This window comes from Neotabrizicola shimadae (assembly GCF_019623905.1).
GTDB classification, from domain to species: domain Bacteria; phylum Pseudomonadota; class Alphaproteobacteria; order Rhodobacterales; family Rhodobacteraceae; genus Neotabrizicola; species Neotabrizicola shimadae.
In genome coordinates this window covers 2,315,224-2,339,226 of the sequence record NZ_CP069370.1, presented here as the reverse complement: position 1 = coordinate 2,339,226, position 24,003 = coordinate 2,315,224, and the positions used below count along the sequence as shown (strand labels likewise).

17 protein-coding genes are annotated in these 24,003 nt (G+C 69.5%); 7 read left to right on the top strand and 10 right to left on the bottom strand.

Annotated features, from left to right (window positions below; translation table 11 throughout):
• Positions 1-88 precede the first annotated feature (88 nt).
• Positions 89-4,171, top strand: coding sequence for a WG repeat-containing protein (locus JO391_RS11280; RefSeq protein WP_220660590.1), 4,083 nt, complete (start codon positions 89-91; stop codon positions 4,169-4,171).
• A 3-nt stretch (positions 4,172-4,174) separates the two neighbouring features.
• On the opposite strand, the gene JO391_RS11275 is transcribed toward JO391_RS11280, so the two are convergent.
• A complete protein-coding gene (locus JO391_RS11275; protein ID WP_220660589.1) occupies positions 4,175-4,606 on the bottom strand; it encodes a DUF1489 family protein in 432 nt (143 codons plus the stop codon).
• 122 nt (positions 4,607-4,728) lie between these two features.
• Here JO391_RS11275 and JO391_RS11270 point away from each other — a divergent pair, with 122 nt between their 5' ends.
• Together JO391_RS11270 and JO391_RS11265 are read left to right on the top strand one after the other, a co-directional pair.
• Positions 4,729-7,011: an adenosylcobalamin-dependent ribonucleoside-diphosphate reductase gene (locus JO391_RS11270; RefSeq protein WP_220660588.1), complete on the top strand. Its 2,283-nt coding sequence runs from the start codon at positions 4,729-4,731 to the stop codon at positions 7,009-7,011.
• A gap of 498 nt (positions 7,012-7,509) precedes the next feature.
• Positions 7,510-7,803: a hypothetical protein gene (locus JO391_RS11265; RefSeq protein ID WP_220660587.1), complete on the top strand. Its 294-nt coding sequence runs from the start codon at positions 7,510-7,512 to the stop codon at positions 7,801-7,803.
• A gap of 14 nt (positions 7,804-7,817) precedes the next feature.
• Here the strand turns inward: JO391_RS11265 and JO391_RS11260 are convergent, their stop codons facing one another.
• A complete protein-coding gene (locus JO391_RS11260) occupies positions 7,818-8,441 on the bottom strand; it encodes a hypothetical protein (RefSeq protein WP_259444676.1) in 624 nt (207 codons plus the stop codon).
• Between the two features lie 4 nt (positions 8,442-8,445).
• Positions 8,446-9,477 carry a uroporphyrinogen decarboxylase gene (gene hemE / locus JO391_RS11255; protein WP_220660586.1) on the bottom strand — a complete coding sequence of 344 codons (1,032 nt, stop codon included), beginning with the start codon at positions 9,475-9,477 and terminating at the stop codon, positions 8,446-8,448.
• 125 nt (positions 9,478-9,602) lie between these two features.
• Between hemE and hemC the strand changes: the two genes are divergently transcribed.
• Positions 9,603-10,541, top strand: a complete 939-nt coding sequence (gene hemC, locus JO391_RS11250) for a hydroxymethylbilane synthase (RefSeq protein WP_220660585.1) — start codon at positions 9,603-9,605, stop codon at positions 10,539-10,541.
• A gap of 3 nt (positions 10,542-10,544) precedes the next feature.
• Here hemC and JO391_RS11245 read toward each other — a convergent pair whose 3' ends face one another.
• The 4 genes from JO391_RS11245 to JO391_RS11230 all read right to left on the bottom strand — a co-directional run bounded on the left by JO391_RS11245 (position 10,545) and on the right by JO391_RS11230 (position 15,138).
• The gene (locus JO391_RS11245) at positions 10,545-11,735 is read right to left on the bottom strand and encodes an MFS transporter (protein WP_220660584.1); all 1,191 of its coding nucleotides are present in this window, start codon (positions 11,733-11,735) and stop codon (positions 10,545-10,547) included.
• 88 nt (positions 11,736-11,823) lie between these two features.
• Positions 11,824-13,017 carry an MFS transporter gene (locus JO391_RS11240; RefSeq protein WP_220660583.1) on the bottom strand — a complete coding sequence of 398 codons (1,194 nt, stop codon included), beginning with the start codon at positions 13,015-13,017 and terminating at the stop codon, positions 11,824-11,826.
• Positions 13,017-14,426: an FAD-binding oxidoreductase gene (locus JO391_RS11235; RefSeq protein ID WP_220660582.1), complete on the bottom strand. Its 1,410-nt coding sequence runs from the start codon at positions 14,424-14,426 to the stop codon at positions 13,017-13,019. Before JO391_RS11235 ends, JO391_RS11240 begins: the two co-directional genes overlap by 1 nt.
• A 79-nt stretch (positions 14,427-14,505) precedes the next feature.
• The gene (locus JO391_RS11230) at positions 14,506-15,138 is read right to left on the bottom strand and encodes an arylesterase (RefSeq protein ID WP_259444675.1); all 633 of its coding nucleotides are present in this window, start codon (positions 15,136-15,138) and stop codon (positions 14,506-14,508) included.
• Positions 15,139-15,190: 52 nt separating this feature from the next.
• On the opposite strand from JO391_RS11230, the gene JO391_RS11225 reads away from it, so the two are divergent.
• Together JO391_RS11225 and JO391_RS11220 are read left to right on the top strand one after the other, a co-directional pair.
• The gene (locus JO391_RS11225) at positions 15,191-15,904 is read left to right on the top strand and encodes an ABC transporter ATP-binding protein (protein WP_220660580.1); all 714 of its coding nucleotides are present in this window, start codon (positions 15,191-15,193) and stop codon (positions 15,902-15,904) included.
• Positions 15,901-18,426 (top strand): ABC transporter permease, encoded by a 2,526-nt coding sequence (locus JO391_RS11220; RefSeq protein WP_220660579.1) that lies wholly within the window; start codon positions 15,901-15,903, stop codon positions 18,424-18,426. Before JO391_RS11225 ends, JO391_RS11220 begins: the two co-directional genes overlap by 4 nt.
• A 120-nt stretch (positions 18,427-18,546) precedes the next feature.
• Here JO391_RS11220 and JO391_RS11215 read toward each other — a convergent pair whose 3' ends face one another.
• Positions 18,547-19,554, bottom strand: a complete 1,008-nt coding sequence (locus tag JO391_RS11215) for a YcjF family protein (protein WP_375155660.1) — start codon at positions 19,552-19,554, stop codon at positions 18,547-18,549.
• Positions 19,551-20,960 carry a YcjX family GTP-binding protein gene (locus tag JO391_RS11210; protein WP_259444674.1) on the bottom strand — a complete coding sequence of 470 codons (1,410 nt, stop codon included), beginning with the start codon at positions 20,958-20,960 and terminating at the stop codon, positions 19,551-19,553. The genes JO391_RS11215 and JO391_RS11210 overlap by 4 nt, the downstream gene beginning before the upstream one ends.
• Before the next feature lie 115 nt (positions 20,961-21,075).
• Between JO391_RS11210 and truA the strand changes: the two genes are divergently transcribed.
• Positions 21,076-21,858: a tRNA pseudouridine(38-40) synthase TruA gene (truA, locus tag JO391_RS11205; RefSeq protein ID WP_220660578.1), complete on the top strand. Its 783-nt coding sequence runs from the start codon at positions 21,076-21,078 to the stop codon at positions 21,856-21,858.
• Here truA and JO391_RS11200 read toward each other — a convergent pair.
• Positions 21,841-23,859, bottom strand: coding sequence for a M3 family metallopeptidase (locus JO391_RS11200; protein WP_220660577.1), 2,019 nt, complete (start codon positions 23,857-23,859; stop codon positions 21,841-21,843). The two genes, truA and JO391_RS11200, sit on opposite strands and share 18 nt — an antisense overlap.
• Between the last annotated feature and the right edge of the window lie 144 nt (positions 23,860-24,003).

Below are 24,003 nucleotides of genomic sequence, written 5' to 3'. Positions count from 1 at the left end.
CCCCGTTGTCGCGGGGGCGGGGCGGAAAGGGAAGGGGTGACGGCGTTTGTCAGTTGCCCTTGGGGCAGCGGTTCCGCAATCTGGCGCCATGTTCAGACATTTCCTCTCCCTTTCGCTCGCCCTGTTTCCCCTTGCCGCTGCCGCCCAGGACGGGTTCCGATGGGTGGCCGAGCCGCGTTTCGCCGATGCGGGGGTGGCGCATCAGGGCGTGGTGCCGCTGTTCGACGGCCAGGCCTGGGGCCTGATGGGGCGCGATGGCCAATGGGTGCTGGCGCCGCAGTTCGAGGCGGTGGGCGGGGCGGGGCAGGGGCGCTTTGCCGTGCAGCGCGGCGGCCTTTGGGGCGCAGTGGACATCGAGGGGCGCGAGGTGCTGCCCTTCGAGTTCCAGGCGATGGGCACGCCCTCGGACATCACCCCGGTGAAGTGGCAGGGCGCCTGGTATGCGCTGGACCCGCAGGGCCAGCCGCAGGAGGCGGTGCTGAACATCGACGAGCTGGTGGGCAACGACGGGTTCTGCGTGACCGGGCGGCTGAACGGCGAGGCGGTGGCGGATTGGCGGGGCGCCGAGCCGCGGGCGACCAGCGCCGGGGATGGCGCCTTTGGCGTGCCGGTGGGCGGGGTGGCCGTGGTCGAGTTGGGCGGGCGCTTCGGATATCTCGAATGCCAGTACGGCACGATCTCGGGCGGGGAAGCGGTGTTCGACGAGGCGCGGCCCTTTGTCGAGGAGATGGGCGCGGTGCGGCAGGGCGAGACCTGGGCCTATGTGGGGCCCTGGGGCAATTCGCTGGAGATCGCGGGCGAGTGGACGGGGGCGCGCGAGTTCTCTGAAGGCGTGGCGCCGGTGAAGGACCGCACGACGGGGCTGTGGGGCTATATCGACCGGCAGGGGCAATGGGTGATCGCGCCGCAGTTCGACGCGGCCTATTCCTTCAGCGACGGGCTGGCCGGGGTGAATCTGGGCGGCAAGCGCGGATTCCTGGCACCGGATGGCAGCTTTGCCGTGGCGCCGCAGTTCGTGGATTTCACGCGGGCCGGGGGCGGCGTGGCGGCGGTGAAGACCGAAACCGGCTGGGGCGTGGTCGCGGCCGAGGCGGCCGATCCGGCGACCATGCTGAACCTGCCGCTGGCCGATCTGGCGGCGGCGCAGGCGGGGCGCGATCCGGGCTATGCGCTGGTGCCCTCGGCCCCGCATTGGTATTTTGCGCAGGATGTGGTGTCGCTTCATGCGATCACCTTCTCGACCGATGGCCGGGTGATGATCACCACGCTGGCCAACCGCGAGGAGGCCGAGGTGGCGCTGTGGGATGCGACGAGCCACCGGCTGATCCGCAAGCTGAAGCTGCCGGGGGCGACGCAGGCGCTGCTCTTGCCGGGAACAGAGATCCTGGCCGTGGGGACAGAGACCGGGCATCTGGTGCTGATCGACGCGGTGACGGGGGCGGAGTTGCACCGCATCCGGCCGCATGACGGGCCGGTCAAGGACATGGTTCTGTCGCCGGACGGGCGGTTCCTGGCGGTGACCGATGGGGTGGAACCGGCGCTGTGGTCGCTGCCCGATGGCGCGCTGCACGCGCGGCTGGGCTTGCCGGGCGAAAAACTGCGCTTTGCGCCGGACAGCGGGTCGGTGCTTGTGGGCTCGTCGCGGGGCGACCTCGGCCGCGCAACGCCGGAGGGCGAGATCCTGTCGCAGATCGCGGGAGCACCTCCCCCGGAAGAGCCGCCGATGATGTCGGGGCCGGTGCCGAACATGGCACTTTCGCCCGAGGGCACGCTGGTCGTGGCGGGGGTCCGGTCGGAGGAGCAGCCGGACGGGTTCTACAAGATGCGGACCTACCTCACGATCACGCGCGAGGAAGAGGCGCCGCAGGTGCTGGACCTGCCCGACAGCCTGACCGATGTGCTGACGCTGGACCTGTCCGACGATGGCCGCCGCGTGGCCTATGCCGGCAACAGCGACGAGGACTGGACGGTGAAGGTCGAGGTGCGCGACCTGAGCACCGGCGAGGCGGTGGCGAGCGAATCGCTGAACGCTCAGGATCCGGGCGACGGCATCGCCCGGTCGATGTTCGCGGTGGACCGGCTGGCCTTTGTGCCGGGTACAGGCGACGTGATCCTGGTGGGGGCCGAGGGCGATGCCATCGTGCGCTTCGATCCGGCGCAGGGCCGCATCACCGCGGCCTTCGGCGAGCCGCTGGCCGAGGCGAAGGGCGCGGCCGCCCCGCCGGGCGGCGCGCTTTACCTGTCGTCGGACGGGGACGGGTCGGTCTGGGTCTGGGACATGGAGGCCGGCGCTCTGGAAACGCGGGTCGAGGTGCCCGCGATCGGGGCCGAGGAAATGGCCTGGTCGGACGGTGCCACGCTGTATCTGGCGGATGCGCTGGACGAAGGTGACATCGTAGCAGTGGATTTCGACACGCTGGAGGTGCGCACCGCGACCGGAGAAGAGGCCGAGCGCGCCTCGCAGGGATTTGCCGATTATGCTGCGCCGCCCCCGGCCGAACTGGCCGAGGCGATCGAGGCTTTGCCAGGCCCGGGGCAGGCAGTGACGCTGCGCGGCGGTGCAATGGCCGTGCAGTCGGAAACCGTGGGCCTGCACCGGGCCTATGATCTGAAGACCGGGGCCTTGCTGGCCGAGTTTCTGGCGACGCCGGACGGCGAGTGGCTGGTGCTGACACCGGAAGGCTTTTTCGCCGCCTCGCCCAACGGCGCGCGGCTGGTGTCGGTGGCGAACGGGCTGACCGCCTTTTCGGTGGATCAGGTCTATCAGGCGCTGTACCGCCCCGATCTGGTGCGCGCCAAGCTGGCCGGCGACCCCGAGGGCGAGGTGGCCAAGGCGGCGGCGCAGCTGGACCTTGCCGCGATCCTGAAGACCGGGCCGGCGCCCCTGACGCGCTTTGCCCTGCCGATGGAGGGCACGACCGCCGAAACCCCCGAGATCGAAGTGGAGGCCGAGATCACTGACGAGGGCGGCGGCATCGGGCGCATCGAATGGCGGGTGAACGGGCTGACCGTTGCGGTGCAGGAGGGCGCGCGCGGCGCGGCGGCGCTGGAAAGCGATGTGCCGAAGGCGCGGGCGCGGGTGGCTTTGGAGCCCGGCGCCAACCTGATCGAGGTGGTGGCCTACAATGCGGCGGGCCTTCTGGCCTCGGTCCCTGCTTCGCTGACGGTCAACTGGGACGGCGTCGCGACGGATGTGGCGCCCGACCTTTACGTGCTGTCGGTGGGGGTGAACGATTATGCCGACGGGCGGCTGAAGCTGAACTATGCCGCCGCTGATGCGAAGGCCTTTGCCGAGGCGATGGGCAAGGCGGGGCAGGGGCTGTTCGGCAAGGTCGAGGTGGTGACGCTGCTGGATGCGCAGGTCACTGGCGCCGGGCTGGACGCGGCCTTTGCCGACCTGGCCGCCAAGGTGCGGCCGCAGGATGTGTTTGTCTTCTTCCTGGCCGGTCACGGCAAGACGGTGGAGGGGCGGTACTATTTCATCCCGCAGGATTTCCGCTTTGACGGCGAGGATGCGATCACGCGGCTTGGCATCGACCAGGACCGTTGGCAGGACTGGGCGGCCGCGATCCGGGCCAAGAAGTCGGTGATGATCTATGACACCTGCGAAAGCGGGTCCCTGACCGGCACGCGCAGCGTGGATGCGGCGGCGGCGCAATCGGCCGCGGTGGCCCGCCTGACCCGCGCCATGGGGCGCACCATCCTGTCGGCCTCGACCGACGATGCCCCGGCGCTGGAAGGCTATCGCGGGCATGGCGTGCTGACCTTCGCGCTGTTGGACGCGCTTGGCCAGGCCGATGACAACGGCAATGCCACGATCGAGGTGACGGAACTGGCGGGCTATCTGGACCGCACGGTGCCCGAGATCTCGCAAGCCGCCTTCGGGTTGCGGCAGGTGCCGCAGATGTCGATCCGCGGATCGGATTTCGCGCTTGGCGCCTCGGTCGCGGTGCTGTCGGATGAGGAGGCCTTCCCCACCACGCTGACCCATGTGGCCCTGCCCGGCGCGGCCCTGCTGGACGGGCCGGGCGGCGCCCCGGTGGGCGCCATTCCCGAAGGCGCGATGCTGGGGGTGTACCGGATCGAGGAGCGGGACGGTTTCGCCCGCATCGCCAAGGACGGGCGGGCCATGGGCTGGGTGGCCGTGGGCAGCCTGATGGCGTTGCAGTAGCGGCTAGCGCCAGCCGAATTCGGCCAGCGCCTCGGCCATGCCCGGCGGCAGCGCGTCCTCGCCGGATTTGCGGCGGGCCAGGTCGGGGGGGCTGTCGGCGGGGTCGAGATAGCGCCAGCCCTGGAAGGGGCGGCGGGGCGCGGGGGCGGTGCGGATCACCTCGGCATCGAGGATCAGAGCACAGCGGTTGATGCCGTCGCCCTCGTCGCGCGGTTCCAGCGCCAGGATGCGCTGGCGGCACAGGATCACGCCCTTGATGACCCAGTAGAGCGAACCGCCCCCCGTGACCTCGGCCTCGCGCTTGGGCCACATGCGGGTGACATGCTCGGCGCGGCCCGCAGGCCAGCGGTGCCGGTTTTCCTGCTGCCATTGGGTCAGGTCTTCGACCGACTCGGCGCCGACACAGAGTTTCAGGATGTTGATGTGACCGGCCATGTTGATCCCCTTCGGACACAGGATAGTGCGCCGGGCCGCCGCCGCAAGTTGACCCTTTCGCGGGCAGGGCGTATCTTGTGCGTTCCGCCCGATCTCCCCACAAGCTGTAACGGATTTCCCGCATGACCCGCTTTTCCGCCCCCATCGCCGAGCAGATCTGGGACATGAAATACCGGCTGAAACAGGCGGATGGCACGGTCCTGGACGGCACGGTCGAGGACACCTGGCGCCGCATTGCGCGGGCGCTGGCGGCGGTGGAAAAGGACCCTGCGCAGTGGGAAGACGCCTTCTACGGCGCGCTGGACGGATTCCGCTACCTCCCCGCGGGCCGCATCACCGCCGGGGCGGGCACCGGGCGGTCGGTCACGCTGTTCAACTGCTTCGTCATGGGGACGATTCCCGACAGCATGGCCGGCATCTTCGATTCGCTGAAGGAAGCCGCGCTGACCATGCAGCAGGGCGGGGGGATCGGCTACGATTTCTCCACCATCCGGCCGCGCGGGGCGGAAGTGCATGGCGTGGCGGCCGATGCCTCGGGACCGCTGTCGTTCATGGATGTCTGGGATGCGATGTGCCGCACCATCATGTCGGCCGGGTCGCGGCGCGGTGCGATGATGGCGACGATGCGCTGCGACCACCCTGACATCGAGGCTTTCATCGAGGCGAAGAAGGACCCGGCGCGGCTGCGCATGTTCAACCTTTCCGTGCTGGTGACCGATGCCTTCATGGCGGCGGTCAAGGCGGACGGGCCGTGGGAGCTGATGTTCGACGGCCGCGTCTATCGCACGGTGCAGGCGCGCGACCTGTGGATGCGCATCATGCGCAACACCTATGATTTTGCGGAACCGGGCGTGATCTTCATCGACCGCATCAACGCGATGAACAACCTCGCCTATTGCGAGACCATCGCCGCGACCAATCCCTGCGGTGAGCAGCCGCTGCCGCCCTATGGCGCCTGCCTTCTGGGGTCGATCAACCTTGCCAGCCTGGTGTCGGGCGCCTTCACGCCCGAGGCGGCGCTGGACATGGGGGAACTGGACCGGCTGGTGCGCGTGGCGGTGCGCATGATGGACAACACGGTGGACGCGAGCCGCTTCCCGCTGCCGCAGCAGGCCGAGGAAGCCGCGGCCAAGCGGCGGATCGGGCTGGGGGTGACGGGGCTGGCCGATGCGCTTCTGATGGTGGGCCTGCGCTATGGCAGCGACGAGGCGGCGGCAGCGACCGAGACCTGGATGCATGCCATCGCGCGCAGCGCCTATCTGGCCTCGGTGGACCTTGCGAAAGAGAAGGGGGCCTTCCCGCTGTTCGATGCAGACAAGTATCTGGCCTCGGGCTCACTGGTTCATATGGACGAAGATGTGAAAAGTGCAATCCGGGCGCATGGCATCCGCAATGCGCTGCTGACCTCGATCGCGCCCACGGGGACCATCAGCCTGTATGCGGGCAACGTGTCGTCCGGTATCGAGCCGGTCTTTGCCTATGCCTATACCCGCAAAGTGCTGCAGCCCGATGGGTCGCGGACCGAGGAAGAGGTGGTGGATTACGCGGTGCGACTGTGGCGCGAGACGCATGGCGATGCGCCGCTGCCGGATCACTTCGTCAACGCGCAGACCCTGCCGCCGCTCGACCATGTGAAGATGCAGGCAGCGGCGCAGAAATGGGTGGATTCGTCGATTTCCAAGACGATCAACTGCCCCGAGGACATCAGTTTCGAGGATTTCCAGGATGTCTACCTGGCCGCCTGGGACCAGGGCTGCAAGGGCTGCACCACCTATCGCCCCAACGCGGTGACAGGCTCGGTGCTGACGGTCAGCGAAACCGCCGCCCCGCCCGCCGAGGCGCCGGCCACCGCCCGCGCGGTGCCGGAGGGGGCCGAGGTGGTGTATCTGTCGGAACCGCTGGACCGGCCTTCCGCGCTGGAGGGCCAGACCTACAAGCTGAAATGGCCGGGGTCCGAGCATGCGCTCTACATCACGGTGAACGACATCGTCATCGCCGGGCACCGCCGGCCCTTCGAGGTGTTCATCAACTCGAAGAACATGGAGCATTTCGCCTGGACCGTGGCGCTGACGCGGATGATTTCCGCGGTGTTCCGGCGCGGGGGCGATGTGTCCTTCGTGGTCGAGGAACTGAAGGCGGTGTTCGATCCGCGCGGCGGCGCCTGGATGGAGGGGCGCTATGTGCCCTCGATCCTTGCCGCCATCGGCGGGGTGATCGAACGCCACCTGATCGGCATAGGCTTCATCGCAGGCGAGGGGATGGGCCTGAAATCCGACCCCAAGGCCGAGCTGATGGTGGTGGGCGCGCGGCCCTCGGCCACCTGCCCAAGCTGTGGCAGCTTTGATCTGCGCATGGTCGAGGGTTGCCTGACCTGCGGATCCTGCGGCCATTCGAAGTGCGGGTGATCGCAAGAGAATTCCCGACGCATAACAAGCGCTCGGAACTGAGGTCCGCGATTGTCGCCATGGTGGCGTCTGATCGGAGGACACGCCCCAGTCGAAGGACACCTAGCAAGTGATCGACTGGGGCGCTGACACTTCATGAAGGACTACAACATGAAGAAGCCTACTGTAGACCCTGATCGTCGGATCAGGTGGGCAGCGTATATCACGACCAAGGATGGTCGCAAGATTTATGCCCGCGCCCCAGGGCTGCGTGCCTTCCCGATTAGGGATACGCGGCCCGAGAAGGAAGACTGACGAACACTTCGTTCGCCCCCTGTGGACTTCGCAGGGGGCGAGCTTCTGTCCCCGTGAGCTTGGTTCAACCTGCGGATCCTGCGGCCATTCCAAGTGCGGGTGAGGCGGGATTCGCCTTGCGGATAGTGGCGCGGCGCCAGCCTTCGTAGCGTTTCCGCGGTTCCGGTGGTTTCCGGAGCCAGCGAAACTTTGCAGAGGTTGATCATGCGCGCCCTTGTCCTTTCCACCGCTTTCGTCCTGGTCGCGGCAGGTGCCGCCCAGGCCGGTATTCCCTTCTTCAACGCCACCTGCGGCGCCGGGGTCGAGGTGCATGCCGATGAGGGCGGGCCGGTCTACATCAACGGCAAGGAAGCCAAGCTGAAAAAGTTCAGCGCCATCGCCTGGGAGGCCACTCACGGCCACGACGCCATCGACTTCAGCATCAACCCCGATGGTTCGGTTCTGGCGACCTGGACCGGCAAGGGCGGCGCCAACGGCATCTGCCAGGTGCAGGAGTAAGCGGCCCGCAGGCGCTATTCGCCGCAGACGTAGACTGCGCCGCCGACCGCCACCACGGTGACGGCGGCGCCCGCGGCCACGGCGGGGGCCGACAGCGCGGCGACCGCCGAACTGGCCGCGGTACCCAGCATCGACAGGATGGAACTTCCCGCCCCGGTGGCGATCAGCGCGCCCGAGGCGGTGTCCAGCGTCGCATTGGCGCCGCCGGTCAAGGGCGCGCCGGTCGCGGCGCGGCCGATGGCGCCCGCGACCGCCCCGGCGGTCTGGGCCGAGGCATTGACCCCCCGGCAGAACAGCCCCGAAGGTGCAGCGCATTCGGCCCAGGAATCGCGCTTGCCCACCTGGAAGCCGGTGTAGGTGTCGGCCTTTTCGTCCCAGACCAGGCAGAAGGGCTGGCGCTGGTCGTCGGTCAGGTCGGGCGTCATGGCGCGCAGCGTGACATAGCCGGGGCAGGTGACATGGCCATAGCCGCCGAACAGCCGTTCGCGCATGGACCGGTTGTCGCGCAGCGCCTTGTCGGTGGTGTCGTATGACAGGGGAATGTCGGCCCCGCCGATGGTGGTGAGGCAGGCCTCGACTGCGGCCTGGGCAGGCGCGGCGGCGAGCATCGCGAACAGGACGGCGGCCGTGCGGTGCATGGCCTCAGCCCTCCCGCACCGTCCGCACCATGAGGGCCACGTTCTCGGGGTCGGCATCGGGGGTGATGCCGTGGCCGAGGTTGAAGATATGCGGCCCGCCGGCAAAGGCGCGCACCACGCGGCGCGTGGCCTCCACCAGCGCCGGCCCGCCCGTGACCATGAAGGACGGGTCAAGGTTGCCCTGCACGCAGCCGTCTGTCTGCACATGTTCGGCCGCCCATTCCGGAGAAACCGAATTGTCCAGCGCCACGCAATCGGCGCCGGTGGCCCTGGCAAAGCCGGTATAGCCCTCACCCGCCTCGCGCGGGAAGGCGATGACCGGCAGGCCGGGGTGGCGGGCCTTCAGGGCCGCTATGATGCGGGCGGTGGGCTTCACCGCGAAATCGGTGAAGTCCTGGCCCTTCAGGCTGCCGGCCCAGCTGTCGAACAGCTTCACCACCTCGGCCCCGGCCTCGACCTGGGCAGAGAGGTACTCCATCGTCGCCTCGGTGATGCGGTCGATCAGCGCGGAGAAGGTCGCTCGGTCGGCCGCCTTCAGCGCATGGGCGGGACCCTGGTCCTTTGTGCCGCGGCCCGCGATCATGTAGGTGGCCACCGTCCAGGGCGCACCGGCAAAGCCGATCAGCGTGGTTTCCTTCGGCAGTTCGCGCGACAGGATGCGCACGGTTTCATAGACCGGCGCCAGCGTGTCGTGGATCGCCTCGGTGGGCTTCAGCGCGGCCACCTGGGCCGGGGTGGTGGTGGTCTCCATCCGGGGCCCCTCGCCGGTTTCGAACCATAGCTTCGGACCAAGCGCCTGCGGCAGAAGCAGGATGTCGGCGAACAGGATCGCCGCGTCGAAGCGATAGCGGCGGATCGGCTGCAGCGTCACCTCGGCCGCGAGGTCCGGCGTGTAGCAGAGCGACAGGAAATCCCCCGCCTGTGCCCGCGTGGCGCGGTATTCCGGCAGGTAGCGGCCCGCCTGACGCATCATCCAGATCGGCGGGGTGGGAAGGGTTTCTCCCGCCAGGGCGCGGAGGATCGTCTTGGTGGCCATCGCATTCTCCTTGCCCCTTGCCTTCACGGGATGCGGCGCGATGTCAAGCTGAAGTGACACTTCCCGCGCCAATCCCCGGTCTGCCCAGTGGACGGAACCGCGCCCCGGCTGTAAGTCTTTGGCCCATGACACCGGACCTTCCCACCCCCGCCTCGCCCCTGAAGATCGGCACCCGCGGCTCGCCCCTTGCGCTGTGGCAGGCGCATGAGACGCGCCGCAGCCTGATGGCCGCCTTCGGGCTGGAGGAGGCGGCCTTCCAGATCGTGGTGATCAAGGTCACGGGCGACCAGATCCAGGACAAGTCGCTGAAAGAGATCGGCGGCAAGGGCCTGTTCACCCGCGAGATCGAAGAGGCGCTCTTGGCAGGCAGCATCGACATCGCGGTCCATTCCATGAAGGACATGCCCACGCAGCAGCCCGAGGGGCTGGTGCTGGATTGCTACCTGCCGCGCGCCGATGTGCGTGACGGCTTCGTCTCGCCGGTCGCCCTGCGGCTGGCCGACCTGCCGCAGGGCGCGGTGGTCGGTTCCTCCTCGCTGCGGCGACGCGCGCAGTTGCGTCACCGCCGCCCCGACCTGGCCCTGGTCGAGTTCCGCGGCAACGTCCAGACCCGGATGCGCAAGCTGGAGGAGGGCGTGGCCCAGGCCACCTTCCTGGCCATGGCGGGGCTCACGCGGCTTGGCATGGCCCATGTCGCGCAGTCGGCCATCGAGCCGGCCGAGATGCTGCCCGCCGTGGCCCAGGGCGCCATCGGGGTGGAACGTCGCGCGGGTGACGGGCGCATCCATGCCATGCTGAACGCCATCCACGACCGCGAGACCGGCCTGCGAGTCGATGCCGAACGCGCCTTCCTCGCCCGGCTGGACGGATCCTGCGAGACGCCGATCGCCGGGCTGGCCGTGCTTGAGGGCGCGAACCTCTGGCTGAGGGGCGAGCTTCTGCGCCCTGACGGGTCGGCGGTGGTGGCGGGCGACATCCGCGGTCCCGTGGCCGACGGCCCGGACCTGGGCCGCGACCTGGCGGCGCGGCTGCTGGCCGAGGCAGGGCCGGGGTTCTTTGGCTGACGCCTAGCGCCGGTCGGCCTGCGCCAGCCAGGCCGCCGCGGCCAGCCCCAGGACGCAGCCGATCAGCGCCACCAGCGCATAGCCCGCGATCCAGGCGCCAAGGGCAAAGGCCAGCGCCGCCATCACGTCGCCCGCCAGCTTCTGCAGCGCCATGAGCGAAGCGCCGGTACCGGGCCGTTCGGCCAGAAGGTCCTGCAGATAGGCGATGGGCAGGGTGATGATGACGGCGCCCCCCGCCGCGGCCGGCAGCACCAGAAGCCACAGCCACGGCCCCGGCGCCAGCACCGGCATCAGCCCAAGGTGCAGCACATAGATGGCCGAGGCGATCAGGATCGCCCGCGCCCGCCCCATGCCCGCCGTCAGGCGCGGGACGGCCAGCATGAAGGGCACCTCCAGCCCCGCCACAAGCCCCACATACAGCGCCACATCGCCAGGGCCGCGCCCTATGGCGGGCGACAGCACCAGCCCGGCCAGCGCCATGTACAGCGTCATCATGCTGCCCACCGCGCCCAGCATCAGGATGCGCGACACCAGCCGCGGATGAGACAGCTCGCGCAGCGCCGCACCAAAGCTCAAGCCCGACCGGGCATCGGCCCACTGCGTCGCCCCGTCGCGCGGCCAGAAGGCCCAGGTCACCGCCAGCATGGCCAGCGACAGCGCAAAGCTCACCGGATAGACCGCCAGCACCGGCGCCCCCTCGCGGAAGGCCAGCGCCCACAGCGGCAGCACCACCACGAAGGGCGCGGCGAACAGCGCACGCACCACACCCATCACCGCATCGCGTTCCGCCATCGGCCGGGTCGAGGCCGCCAGCCGCGCCAGCGCGAAGATCTGGCCAAAGACCGTGGCTCCGACAGGCCCCAGCAGGACCTGGTGCAGAAGGAAACTCGCCACGCCGGGCCGCAGGGCCACCAGGCCCAGCCCCAGGGCCTGCGCCGCCAGTGCCAGCAAGGTCAGCCCGCGCCGCTGCGCGGTCTGGTCGGCGCGGATGCCCACCCAAAGCGCCGCCGCCACCGAAAGCGCGGTGGACAGCGCCAGCATCGCCGCATAGCCCCGGTCGCCCAGCCCGAAGGTCTCGACCGCCAGGACCGAGACATAGGGACCGATGGTGCAGGCCAGCGCCCCCAGCAGGAAGGACAGGCCGGAGGCGAGCCGGAGCACCGGATCGCGCAGGACAAGGGAAAGGGCGGACATGGGCGACAGCGGTAGCGCGGGCGCGGGTGGAAGGGAAGGTGCGGATTCCATACGAAATCCGGTGCGATCCCCTTGGCGGACACCGGCCTCACCCCCGGCGCCGGTCCACCATCACCAGTGCCGTTGCGCCCAGAACCGCCATCGCCGCCCCGGCCAGCGCCGTCAGTTCCGGCCCGCCAAGCGCCATGCCGATGGCAAAGGCCGCCGCGGCCAGGATGTCGCCCATCAGCCTTTGCACCGCCATCAGCGCCCCGGCGGTGCCCGGCTGGCCCTCCATGAGATCCTGGTAATACCCGATGGGCATGATGATCAGCAAAGCACCGCCCAGCCCCGCCAGCACCGGCAGAGCCCAGATCAGCGGCGTGCCCACCAGAACCGGCATCAGGGCCAGATGTGTGCCATAGATCGCCGCGCCGATCAGCAGCATCCGCGCGCGCGGCAGCCGGTTCAGCCAGCGCGGCAGAACCAGCATCGCCGGGATCTCCCAGCCCGCCACCATGCCCCAGTACAGGGCCATCGCCTCGGGCCCCCGTCCCGGCGCCGCCTCGAACACCAGCGAGGCCAGCGCCATGAACAACAGCCCCGCCGTGGCGACCAATCCCATGCAGACCAGCCGCACCAGAACCCGCGGCCGGCCGATCTGGGCCAGCGCAGCGGGCAGGTTCAGCGCGGGCGGCGCGTCTTCCCAGGTCGCCTCGGCATCGCGCGGCCAGACCTTCGCGATCACCGCCACCAGAACCACCGCCACCGCGCTGCCGGTCAGATAGACCGACATCACATCTGCGCCGCGCGAAAAGGCCCAGGTCCAGAACAGCATCATGCCCAGAAAGCTCAGCGACATGGCCGACCGAACGGTGGACTGGATCGCGTCCCTCTCGCCCGGCATGGTGCCGGTCGCCAGCCGCGACAGCGCGAAAATCTGTCCATAAAGGCTCATGTGCACGGGCAGCATCAGCCCGTGGCACAGGATCAGCGTCCAGACCCCCGGCGCCACCGCCATCGCCCCCACGCCCACCGCACCGCAGGCCGCGGTGAACAGGGCCACCGCCCGGCGGTCGAACATCTGGTCCGACAGCACGCCCAGCAGGACCGAGGTCGTCACCGCCACCGACGAGGCCAGCACCATCAGCCCGGCATAGGCGCCATGCGACAGGCCGATCCGCTCGATCGCGATCAGGGACTGGTAGGTGTAGACCGAGGCATTCAGCCCTCCCAGCAGCAAAAGCGCCAGCGCGATGCCTGCCAGCACCGGCTGCCGTGCAACAAGGCCAAGCGTGGACATCAGGGGATGATCTTGCCGGGGTTCATCAGGTTGGTCGGGTCCAGCGCCGTCTTGACGGCGCGCATCACGTCCAGCGCGACGGGGTCCTTGCGCCGCGCCATCGAGTTCTTCTTCGACAGGCCGACGCCATGTTCGGCCGAGAAGGTGCCGCGCAGGTCCTGCACCACATCCTCGATCGCCTCGACCACCCGGTCATGCATTTCGGGAGAGCCATCGGTTGGAAACACGGTGAAATGCAGGTTGCCATCGCCCAGATGCGCCACGGTAAAGGTCTCGGCCCCGGCGTCGATGGCGGGCAGGCGGTCGTGGAACCTTGCGAGAAAGGTCTCTACCGCGTCCAGCGGCATGGCGATGTCGGTGTCGATGGCAGGCATCCGGGCATAGGTGATCTCGGCCGCCGCCTCGCGCCGCGCCCACATCGCGCGCCGCTGCGCCTCGGTGCGGGCAAAGACCGCATCGGTGATGAGCCCTGCCTCCAGCATCTCGCCCAGAGCGTCTTCAAGGATCGTGGCCAGGGCCACGCTGCCATCCGGTCCGGCCTCGGCCAGCGCCGGGGCGGTGGCGCCCAGCTCGATCATGATGGTGACGGGCGGGATGGTCTCGAAAGGCAGGCCCAGGTCTGGCCGCACCTTGCGCAACTGGCGCATGTAGGTGTCAGGCATGAACTCGAACGCCTCCACCAGCCCGCCCGAGGCTTTCTGGCAGCGGTTCAGAAGCTCCAGCGCCGGCCCCAGCCGGTCCATCGCGATACAGGCCGTGGCATGGGCCCTGGGCGCCGGGACCAGCTTCATCACCGCCGCCGTGATCACGCCCAGCGTGCCCTCGGCCCCGATGAACATTTGCTTCAGGTCATAGCCGGAATTGTCCTTGTGCAGTTCGCTCATCAGGTTCAGCACCCGGCCATCAGCCAGCACCACCTCCAGCCCCAGGCAGAGCGCGCGGGTGGAGCCATAGCGCAGCACGTTCGACCCGCCGGCATTGGTGGACAGCACCCCGCCGATCATCGCCGAGCCGCGCGCGCCGAACCACAGCGGGAAATACAGGTCATGCGCCGCCGCCGCCTCGTGCAGCCGGTCCAGCACCACCCCCGCCTCGACCACCGCCACCCGCGCGCCGGGGCGCAATTCGCGGATACGGTTCAGCCGCTCGACCGACAGCATCAGCCCGCCCTCGGTCATCGTGCCGCCGACGATCCCGGTATTGCCCGAGATCGGCACGACCGGCACCCCCGCGCGCCCCGCCGCCGTCACCACCGCCGAAACCTCGGCCACCGATCCCGGCCGCACCACCGCCAGCGGCGCCGCGTGGTAGTGCCCGCTCGCATCCTTCGCGAACCGCTCCACATCCGCACCGGTCAGGACATGCGCCGCTCCGACGATTCCCGCCAGCTCCGCCAGGAAATCCTGCATCCCTCTCCCCCCCTTCTTCTGTTCCCAAACAACCTCGGGGGCTCTGCCGCCGGCCTCGCCATCGCCGCGCGGCCAAGGGTTATTTCACCTGCCCGACAAGTTCCAGCACCTTCGGCCCCAGCCCCGCCACGATGATCTTCACCCCGTCCGCATTGGGATGGATGCCATCCGCCTGCAGCCAGGGCGCCAGCGCCGCCGCATCCGGCGCCTGGGCGATCAGCGGGCCCAGGAAGCTTTCCGCGAACAGCACCCGATGCGACGCCGCCAGTTCCGGATAGGCCGCATCGAAGGCCGCCTTGTACTCCGGCCCATAGTTCCCCGGCGCCTGCATCCCCACCAGCAGCACCGGCAGCCCCTTCTCCTGCGCCTTGGCAAGGATCGCGTCCAGGTTGGCCCGCGTGGCCTTGGGGTCGATCCCCCGCAGCATGTCGTTGCCCCCCAGCGTCACGATCAGCGCATCCGCCCCCGGCGCCAGCGCCCAGTCGAGCCGCGACAGGCCCCCCGCCGTGGTATCCCCCGACACCCCGGCATTCGCCACCACCGCATCCGAGCCATTGGCCTTCAGCCATTCCTGCAACTGCGGCACGAAGCCCTCGCCCTCCGCCAGCCCGTATCCGGCGGTCAGGCTGTCGCCCAGGGCCACCACCTGCACCGGCTCTGCCGCCGCAACGCCCGGCAAAACCAGCGCGCACGCCAAAGTGACATTGCGCAAGGCCCGCGCCGCGCCATATCCAAGGGCACGACAGGCAAGAAGGGCAGAGTTGATGACCGATCCCGTTATCGCGCTTTCCGAAGCGCGGCTTACCCTTGCCGGCAATGCCGGGCCGGTCGACATCCTCAAGGGCATCACGCTGAACGTCGCGCGTGGCGAGACGCTGGGTCTCATCGGGCCATCGGGTTCGGGCAAGTCGTCTCTCCTCATGCTTCTGGGCGGGTTGGAACGCGCCACATCCGGCCGCGTCACCGCCCTCGGACAGGACCTGACCGCGATGGACGAGGACGCGCTGGCCCGGTTCCGCCGGGGGAATATGGGCGTGGTGTTCCAGAGCTTCCACCTGATTCCCACCATGACCGCGCTGGAAAACGTGGCTGTTCCCCTGGAATTGATGGGGGCAGCCGATGCCTTCGCCCGTGCGGCCGTAGAACTGGAGGCGGTCGGCCTCGGCGCGCGCAAGGACCATTACCCCGCCCAGATGTCGGGGGGCGAGCAGCAGCGCGTGGCACTGGCCCGCGCCGCCGTGCCGCGCCCCGCGATCCTTCTGGCCGACGAGCCGACCGGCAACCTCGACGGCGTGAACGGCACCGCGATCATGGAGCTTCTCTTCGGCCTGCGCGACCGCCACGGCGCGACTCTGGTGCTCGTCACCCATGCCCCCGAACTCGCCGACCGCTGCGACCGGGTGATCCGGCTGCGCGACGGGGTGATCGAGGGCGAGACGGGCGGCATGGCCCGTCCCGTGGCCGGGGCGCAGGCATGACCCTCGCCTGGACCATCGCCCGGCGCGAATTGCGCGGCGGCCTTGCGGGGTTCCGCATCTTTCTCGCCTGCCTCGCGCTCGGCGTGGCCGCCATCGCCGGGGTGGGCCTTGTGCGCGCCTCCATCGAACAGGGGCTGGCCGATCAGGGCGCCGTCCTTCTGGGGGGCGATGCGCAACTGGAATTCACCTACCGCTTCGCCACGCCCGAGGAACGCGCCTGGATCGACGCCCGCGCCGCCAGGGTGTCCGAGGTGGTGGATTTCCGCTCCATGGTCCGGGCCGGCCCGGCGGGGCAGGAAGATTCGGCGCTCACCCAGGTCAAGGCGGTGGATGACCTCTATCCGCTGGTGGGCCAGGTCGAACTGGATGGCGCGCCGAGCCTCGAAGAAGCGTTCGCCCCGAAGGATGGCCTACCCGGCGGCGTGCTGGACAGGGCGCTCGCCGACCGGCTGTTCCTGTCGGTGGGTGACCGGTTCACCCTGGGCACCCAGCAGTTCCATGTCGGCGCGATCCTTGTGCGCGAACCCGACAGCGCCACCGGCGGTTTCTCCTTCGGCCCGCGCACCCTGGTGCGCACGTCCGATCTTGCCAACAGCGGGCTGATCGGCCCCGGCACGCTTTATGAAACGCAATACCGCCTGACCGTACCGGCCGGCACCGATCTGGCCGCGCTGGAGGCCGAAGCCGAAACAGCCTTCAAGGACAAGGGGATGCGGTGGGCCGACAGCCGCCGCGCCGCGCCGGGGGTCGAGAATTTCGTGGACCGGATGGGGTCTTTCCTCGTGCTCGTGGGTCTTGCAGGGCTGGCCGTGGGCGGCATTGGCGTCTCTGCCGCGGTGCGCGCCTACCTGGATGGCAAGACCGCCACCATCGCCACACTGAAGACCCTGGGCGCGACCGGGCCGCTGATCTTTCGCATCTACCTGATGCAGGTCGCGGTTCTGGCGGCCTTCGGCATCGCCCTTGGCCTCATGCTGGGCGTCGGCGTGCCGGTCGCCTTCTCCGGCCCCATCGAATCCGCGCTGCCCTTTCCGGCGGATATCGCGCCCTATCCGCAGCCGCTGATCGAGGCGGCCTTCTACGGTTTCGTCACCGCCTTCCTCTTCGCGCTCTGGCCGCTGGCGCGGGTGGAACGGGTGCGCGCCGCGGCGCTCTACCGGGGCGACGCAGGCACGCGCGGCTGGCCCGCCGCTCGTCATCTCGTCGCCATTGCCGCGCTTGCAGGCCTGCTGATCGGCGGGGCGGTCTGGTTTTCGGGCCTTTGGAAGATCGCGCTCGGCTCGGCCGGCGGCATCCTGGCGGCGCTTTTCGTGCTGGCGCTCGCCGCCTCGGGCCTGCGCCGCGCCGCCCGCGCGCTCGCCCGGTCGCGCCTGATGCAAGGCCGCACCGGCTTGCGCCTCGCGCTTGCCTCGGTCGGTGGGCCGGGGCCCGAGGCGCGTTCGGTCGTCCTCTCGCTTGGTCTTGGGCTTTCCGTCCTGGCCGCCGTAGGCCAGATCGACGCCAACCTGCGCGCCGCCATCGTGCGCGACCTGCCCGCACGGGCACCCTCGTTCTTCTTTATCGACATCCAGCCCGACCAGATCGACAGGTTCCGCCAGCGGATGCAGGATGACCCGGCGGTGTCCGAAACCGAAAGCGCGCCGATGCTGCGCGGCGTCATCACCCAGATCAACGGCCGCCCGGCCAAGGAAGTGGCGGGCGAGCACTGGGTGGTGCGCGGCGACCGGGGCCTCAGCTACGCCGATGACCTGCCCGAGGGCACGAAGCTGACCGCCGGCGCATGGTGGCCCAAGGGCTATGCCGGCGAGCCGCAGATCAGCTTTGCAGCGCAGGAGGCCGAAGAGATCGGCCTGAAACTCGGCGATACCATCACCGTCAATGTGCTGGGCCGTGACCTGACCGCGCGCGTCACCAGCTTCCGCGAGGTCGATTTCTCCAATGCCGGCATGGGTTTCGTCATGGTGATGGATGCGGCCGCCCTGCAGGGCGCGCCCCATTCCTGGATCGCCACCGTCTATGCCGAGCCGGAAGCCGAGGCGCAGATCGCCCGCGACATCGGGCGGCAGATGCCCAATGTCACCGGCATTTCGGTCAAGGAAGCCATCGGCCGCGTGACCGAGGCGCTGTCGGCCATCGCCACCGCCACCGCCTGGGCGGCGGCGGCCACGCTTGTCACCGGCTTTGCCGTGCTGATCGGTGCGGCGGCGGCGGGGGAACGCGCGCGGGTCTACGAGGCGGCGGTGCTCAAGGTCCTGGGCGCCACGCGGGGGCGTATCCTCGCCAGCTTCGCGCTGCGCGCCGCGCTGATGGGCGCTGCGGCGGGTCTGGTCGCCGTGGTGGCCGGCGGTATCGCGGGCTGGGCGGTCATGACCTTCGTGATGGAGGTGGACTATGCCTTCGAGCCGGTCTCGGCCATCGGCATTGTCGCAGGCGGTGTGCTGGCGGTGATGCTCGCGGGGCTCCTCTTCGCGCTCCGCCCGCTGGCCGCCCGCCCGGCCCAGGTGCTGCGCTCGGCCGAGTAGGGCATGGGCGCGGACCGGCTCGGACAAGTGTTAAGTCCAAGTTAAGACGGCTTGGTAAGTCATTGATATTGCAGGGACCTGGCAGGCGTCCGAGCTCGGACGCCCCTCAGTCGGGCTCCGTCAGCCTGGCTCCTTGTCCGACCCGAACAGCCCCGCCAGCCCCCGGCTGACCAGGTTCGGGATCCGGGGCCGCTCCAGGCTGGCAAAGGGCATGGGCCGGCAGACCTCCATCGCCGCGACCCCCACCCGCGCGGTCAGGGCCGCATTGACCACCCCCTCGCCGAACCGCCGCGAGACCTTGGACAACAGCCCCCCGCCCGCGACCGAATGGATCAGATCATCGGTCAAGGCGATCGCCCCCGTGGCCACCAGATGGCTGAACACCCGCCGCAACAGCCGCCAGGACCCGAAGCTCCCCGACTTCCCCCCATAGATCTCGGCAATCCGCCGGATCATCCGCAGGTTGGCCCACAGCGCCATGGCCACATCCGCCAGCGCCAGCGGCACGAAGGCCGTGACCGTGGCCACCTGCCGCGCCGCCGCCTCGATCTCGCGCCGGACCCTCTGGTCCAGCGGCCCCAGCAATTCGGTTTCGGTCAGGCCCAGCAAGGCATCCGCATCCAGCACCTCGCCCGCCCGCTCCTCCAGCCGCGCCCGCGCCCAGGCCATCTCGGCCCGCCCGGCATAAAGCCCCGTCACCCCCGCCGCCGCCTTCCGCGCCGCCGCCAGATCATGCCCCGCCGCCGCCGTCGCCACCCGGTCGCGCAGGTGGTCGATCCGCCCCAGCCGGGCATAAGCCGCAAGCTCCTGCACTGCCAGGACCAGCAGCGACAGCACCGCCAGCCCCACCAGCGCCAGCGCAACCCAGCCGAGCACCCCGTTGGCCGCAAAGAGCCCGGTCACGAAGTTCCAGGCCGCAACCGACAGGGCGAAGGAGAACAGCGCCCCGAAGGCCCAGAGGGCAAAGCGCACCGAGGCCGGCCGCCGCGCCCCGGCCAGCGCGGCCGCCGCCTGCATGGCGCGGCCCTCGGGCAAAGGCTCTGGCACCGCAGGCGCGGCGCCGGCATCGGGGGCCTCACCCTCCAGATGGATCACCACCGGGGCGGGAGCACGGGGATCTTCGGTCACAGCCGGTCTCCGATCAGGAACTCTGCCGCCCGGTCCAGCCGGATATGCGGCGGGCCTTCGCCGGGGCGGCGGGTGATGCGCGAGGGCAGGAAGCTCATCACCTGGTAATCGGCATCCAGCCACCGCTCGGCGCCTTCGCGCGCGGGCGAGAGCAGGCGGGCGGGGTCGTCGGGCAAGGTGCCGGGATACATCACGGCGGCCTTGCCCGTGCTGGCGAGCCGCCCCTTCACCGCCGGCAATGTCTCGCCACCCCGTTCGATGGTCTCCTCGACCGTGACGCGCAGGCCCGCCAGCGACATCGCGGCCGTTTCTGCCCCGGCAAAATCGGCGCGGCTCTTCGCCTCGCGCACCAGCGCCTCCATGATCGCGGTCAGGCGGGGATGCTGGAGATGGTGCAGATGGTCGGCCTTGGTGGCGGCAAAGAGGATGCGCTCCACCCGCTTGCCCCCCAGAAGCGAGGTCAGCCAGCCGTTCGTGCCCGGCCGGAAGGCGGTGAGCACATCGGTCATCGTACGGCGCAGGTCTTCCACCGCCTGCGGGCCGGCGTGAATGGCGCCAAGCGCGTCGACCAGCACGACCTGCCGGTCGATGCGGGCGAAGTGGCGGCGGAAAAAGGGGCGGACGACTTCGGCCTTGTAGGCGTCGAACCGCCGCTCCATCTCGCGCCAGAGGCTTTGGCGCGGGGTGCTGGCAGGTTTAGGCAGGGGCGCGAAGGTCAGGACGGGCGAGCCGGCAAGATCGCCGGGCAAGAGGAACCGCCCCGGCGTGCAGTCGGACCAGCCGGCGGCGCGGGCGGCGGTCAGATAGGCGGTGAAGCTCTCGGCCAGGGCGCGAGCGCGCGTCTCGTCCAGCCGCAGCGCACCGTCCTCGGCGCGGGCAGTTGCCATGAAATCGCGGGCCTGGGGCCGGGCGGCAATGCGGGCCAAAGTGGCCTCGGACCATTCGTCATAGGTCTTGTCCATAAGGCCAAGGTCCAGCAGCCATTCGCCGGGGTAATCCACGATGTCGAGGTGCAACGTCGTGGGGCCAAGCCCGAAGAAGCCGGCTGGACGCAGGCGGAAGGACAGGCGCAGCTCGCTGACGGCGCGAGTGCTGTCTGGCCAGCGCGGATCGTCGCCGGTCATGGCGGCGAGGTGGCCCTCGAAGTCGAACCGTGCCAGCGTCATGTCGGGCTGGGGCTGCAGCCAGGCGGCCTCGATCCGCCGCTGCGCCTCGGCGGTCAGCTGCGGCATCCGGCCCCGGTCCAGCAGGTTGGCGACAAGCCCGGTGATGAACACGGTCTTGCCCGCGCGCGACAGGCCGGTGACCCCCAGTCGGATCACGGGTTCGGACACAAGATTGGTCAGCGGCGACATAAGATCCCCGATGCCGCGTGTCAGACCGTCGGTAAGGCTGGTGAAGGTCAAGAAACTCTCCGATCAGAGGCGAAGATAGGCAGTCGCGGCGGGGATGGGTAGGGGTGCGGTGGACTTCCGCGCCGACCCGCGTTAGGGCCGCTCATCCGCCCATGCTGCGTTTCCCATGCCCCGTTTCGCCTTTCTCATCGAATACGACGGCCTGCCGTTCCACGGCTGGCAGCGGCAGGCCGAAGGCCAGCCCTCTGTGCAGGCGGCGCTGGAGTCGGCGCTGGCCCGGCTGGATCCTGACGGTCCGCTTGTCACCGGGGCGGGGCGCACGGATACCGGGGTACATGCGACCGGGCAGGTGGCCCATGCCGATCTGGCCCGGGACTGGGACCCGTTCCGCCTGGGCGAGGCGCTGAACTGGCACCTGAAGCCCGCGCCGGTGGCGGTGCTGGACGTTGCGCGGGTGGCAGACGACTTTCACGCGCGGTTTTCGGCGGTGGAACGGCGCTATACCTTCCGCCTGGTCTGCCGCCGCGCCCCCGTCACGCATGACAAGGGGCGGGTCTGGCAAGTGCTGAACCCGCTGGACGTGCCTGCGATGCGCGCGGGAGCGGCGCATCTGGTGGGGCGGCACGATTTTACGACTTTCCGTTCTTCGATCTGCCAGGCCGCAAGCCCGGTCAAAACCCTGGACGAGATTTCCATTACCGAACATCTGCTCCCCTCAGGCGCGGAAATTCGGTTCCACTTGCGCGCGCGTTCCTTTCTGCACAACCAGGTCCGCTCCATCGTTGGCACGCTGGAGCGGGTGGGGGCGGGCGCCTGGCCCCCCGAACGGGTGGCCGAGGCTCTGGAAGCGAAGAACCGGGCCGCCTGCGGCCCGGTCTGCCCGCCGCAGGGGCTTTACCTGACCGGGGTGCGCTATCCGGTTGACCCGTTCTCAGGCGGGTTCCAGTAGCCCGCGGCCCCGCAGCAAGGGCTCTACACCCGGCATCCTGCCGCGGAAGCGGGTGTATAACTGCTCCGCCTCATCGCTGCCGCCGGCCGACAGGATGTGCTGTTCCAGCTTCCGCGCAGTCTCCGGGTCGAAGGGATCGCCCGCTTCCTCGAAAGCGGCGAAGGCGTCGGCGTCCATCACTTCGGACCACATGTAGCTGTAATAGCCGGCGGAATAGCCGTCGCCCGAGAACACATGCGCGAAATGCGGGGTGGCGTGGCGCATGCGGATGGCGCGCGGCATGCCGATGCCTTCCAGCACCTCGGCCTGCTTCTGCATCGGGTCGGCGGGCGCGGCGCCTTCGTGGAAGGCGAGGTCCACCAGCGCCGAGGCCACGAACTCCACCGTGGCGAAACCCTGGTCATAGGTCGCCGCTGCCAGAAGACGGTCGCGCAAGTCGGCGGGCATCGGTGCGCCGGTCTCGTGATGCCGGGCATGGGCGTCCAGCACCTGCGGCACCTCCAGCCAGTGCTCGTAAAGCTGCGAGGGCAGTTCCACGAAGTCGCGCGCGACCGAGGTGCCCGAGATGAAGCCGAAGGTCACGTCGGAGAGCATCTGGTGCAGGGCATGGCCGAATTCGTGGAACAGCGTGCGGGCGTCATCCCAGGACAGAAGGCAGGGATCGCCCTTGGCGAAGTTGCAGACGTTCACCACGACGGGGCGCTGGTCGCCGCCGAGCTTGCGTTGCGAGCGCAGGGCAGAGCACCAGGCGCCGGAGCGTTTGGAGGGGCGGGCGAAGTAGTCGCCCAGGAAGACGGCGATGTGCTGGCCATTCCTGGTGACCTCCCAGCCCCGCACGTCGGGGTGGTAGAAGGGGCCGTCGATTTCGCGGAACTCCAGCCCGAAGAGGCGGGTGGCACAGCCGAACATGGCCGCAAGCATGGCGTCGAGCGACAGGTAGGGTTTCAGCGCGGCCTCGTCTAGGTCGTGCAGTGCCTTGCGGCGTTTCTCGGAGTAGAAGCGCCAGTCCCAGGGCTCCAGCGGGCCGGCGATGCCGTCGGCGTGGAGCATCTGTTCCAGCACCGCCGCGTCGGCCTCGGCCTTGGCGCGGGCCGGTTGCCAGACCCGCATGAGGAGGTCCCGGACGGCATCCGGCGTCTTGGCCATCTCGGGTTCCAGCTTGTAGGCGGCGAAGCTGGGGTAGCCGAGGAGCCGGGCGCGTTCCTCGCGGAGCTTCAGGATTTCTGCCGCCACGGCGCGGTTGTCCTGGGCGTTGCCGTTGGCGCCGCGGGCGGTCCAGGCCTCGTAGGCCTTCTGGCGCAGGTCGCGGCGGGGGGAGAACTGGAGGAAGGGCACGATCAGCGAGCGGCCGAGGGTCAGCACCGGGCCGGGGCGGCCACGCTCAGAGCCCGCGGCGCGGGCGGCGTCCACGACAAAGCCGGGCAGGCCGGCGAGGTCGTCTTCGGAAAGGTCCAGCACCCAGTCGCGTTCCTCGGCCAGGAGGTTCTGGCCGAAGGTCGTGCCGAGCACGGCGAGGCGGGACTTCACGGCGGTCAGGCGTTCGGCCTCGGCGCCGTCCAGCATCGCGCCGGAGCGGACGAACATGCGGCGGTAGAGGGTGAGGACGCGGAGTTCTTCGGGGGTGAGACCCAGGGTGTCGCGGGCCTGCCAGAGGGTTTCGATGCGGGCGAAGAGGGGCTTGTTGTTGGTGACCTCGGAGGCGAAGGCCGAGAGCTTGGGGGCGAGGTCGCGCTGCAGGGCCTCGCGGGCGTCGGTGGAGTCGGCCCCGGCCAGGTTCCAGAAGACCCCGCCCACGCGGTCGAGGGTTTCCTCGGCCTGTTCCAGGGCGGCGATGGTGTTGGCGAAGGTCGGGGGTTCGGGGTTCTCGGCGATGGCCGCGATATTGGCGCGGGCCTCGGCCAGGGCGGTTTCGAAGGCGGGGGCGAAGTGGTCGTCCCGGATCAGGGCGAAGGGGGGCAGGGCGAAGGCGCCCTCCCAGGGGGAAAGCAGGGGATTGGTCATCGGCGTCTCCTTTGCCTGCAAGGTAGGGGCTTGGAGGGGCCAAGGGAAGGGGCAGGCGTCCGAGCTCGGACGCTTGCGCGGATCCAATGATATCAAATGGTTGCGAGGTCGGATTAACTCGGCGGTAAGGATTGTCCGAGGGTC

What these genes read in the sequence shown, in the direction of transcription:
- JO391_RS11225 (WP_220660580.1), top strand. Translation starts at nt 15,191, where the DNA reads ATGACCGATCCCGTTATCGCGCTTTCCGAAGCGCGGCTTACCCTTGCC.
- JO391_RS11260 (WP_259444676.1), bottom strand. Translation starts at nt 8,441, where the DNA reads ATGCACCGCACGGCCGCCGTCCTGTTCGCGATGCTCGCCGCCGCGCCT.
- JO391_RS11280 (WP_220660590.1), top strand. Translation starts at nt 89, where the DNA reads ATGTTCAGACATTTCCTCTCCCTTTCGCTCGCCCTGTTTCCCCTTGCC.
- JO391_RS11265 (WP_220660587.1), top strand. Translation starts at nt 7,510, where the DNA reads ATGCGCGCCCTTGTCCTTTCCACCGCTTTCGTCCTGGTCGCGGCAGGT.
- hemC (WP_220660585.1), top strand. Translation starts at nt 9,603, where the DNA reads ATGACACCGGACCTTCCCACCCCCGCCTCGCCCCTGAAGATCGGCACC.
- JO391_RS11270 (WP_220660588.1), top strand. Translation starts at nt 4,729, where the DNA reads ATGACCCGCTTTTCCGCCCCCATCGCCGAGCAGATCTGGGACATGAAA.
- JO391_RS11200 (WP_220660577.1), bottom strand. Translation starts at nt 23,859, where the DNA reads ATGACCAATCCCCTGCTTTCCCCCTGGGAGGGCGCCTTCGCCCTGCCC.
- hemE (WP_220660586.1), bottom strand. Translation starts at nt 9,477, where the DNA reads ATGGCCACCAAGACGATCCTCCGCGCCCTGGCGGGAGAAACCCTTCCC.
- truA (WP_220660578.1), top strand. Translation starts at nt 21,076, where the DNA reads ATGCCCCGTTTCGCCTTTCTCATCGAATACGACGGCCTGCCGTTCCAC.
- JO391_RS11245 (WP_220660584.1), bottom strand. Translation starts at nt 11,735, where the DNA reads ATGTCCGCCCTTTCCCTTGTCCTGCGCGATCCGGTGCTCCGGCTCGCC.
- JO391_RS11240 (WP_220660583.1), bottom strand. Translation starts at nt 13,017, where the DNA reads ATGTCCACGCTTGGCCTTGTTGCACGGCAGCCGGTGCTGGCAGGCATC.
- JO391_RS11275 (WP_220660589.1), bottom strand. Translation starts at nt 4,606, where the DNA reads ATGGCCGGTCACATCAACATCCTGAAACTCTGTGTCGGCGCCGAGTCG.
- JO391_RS11220 (WP_220660579.1), top strand. Translation starts at nt 15,901, where the DNA reads ATGACCCTCGCCTGGACCATCGCCCGGCGCGAATTGCGCGGCGGCCTT.
- JO391_RS11235 (WP_220660582.1), bottom strand. Translation starts at nt 14,426, where the DNA reads ATGCAGGATTTCCTGGCGGAGCTGGCGGGAATCGTCGGAGCGGCGCAT.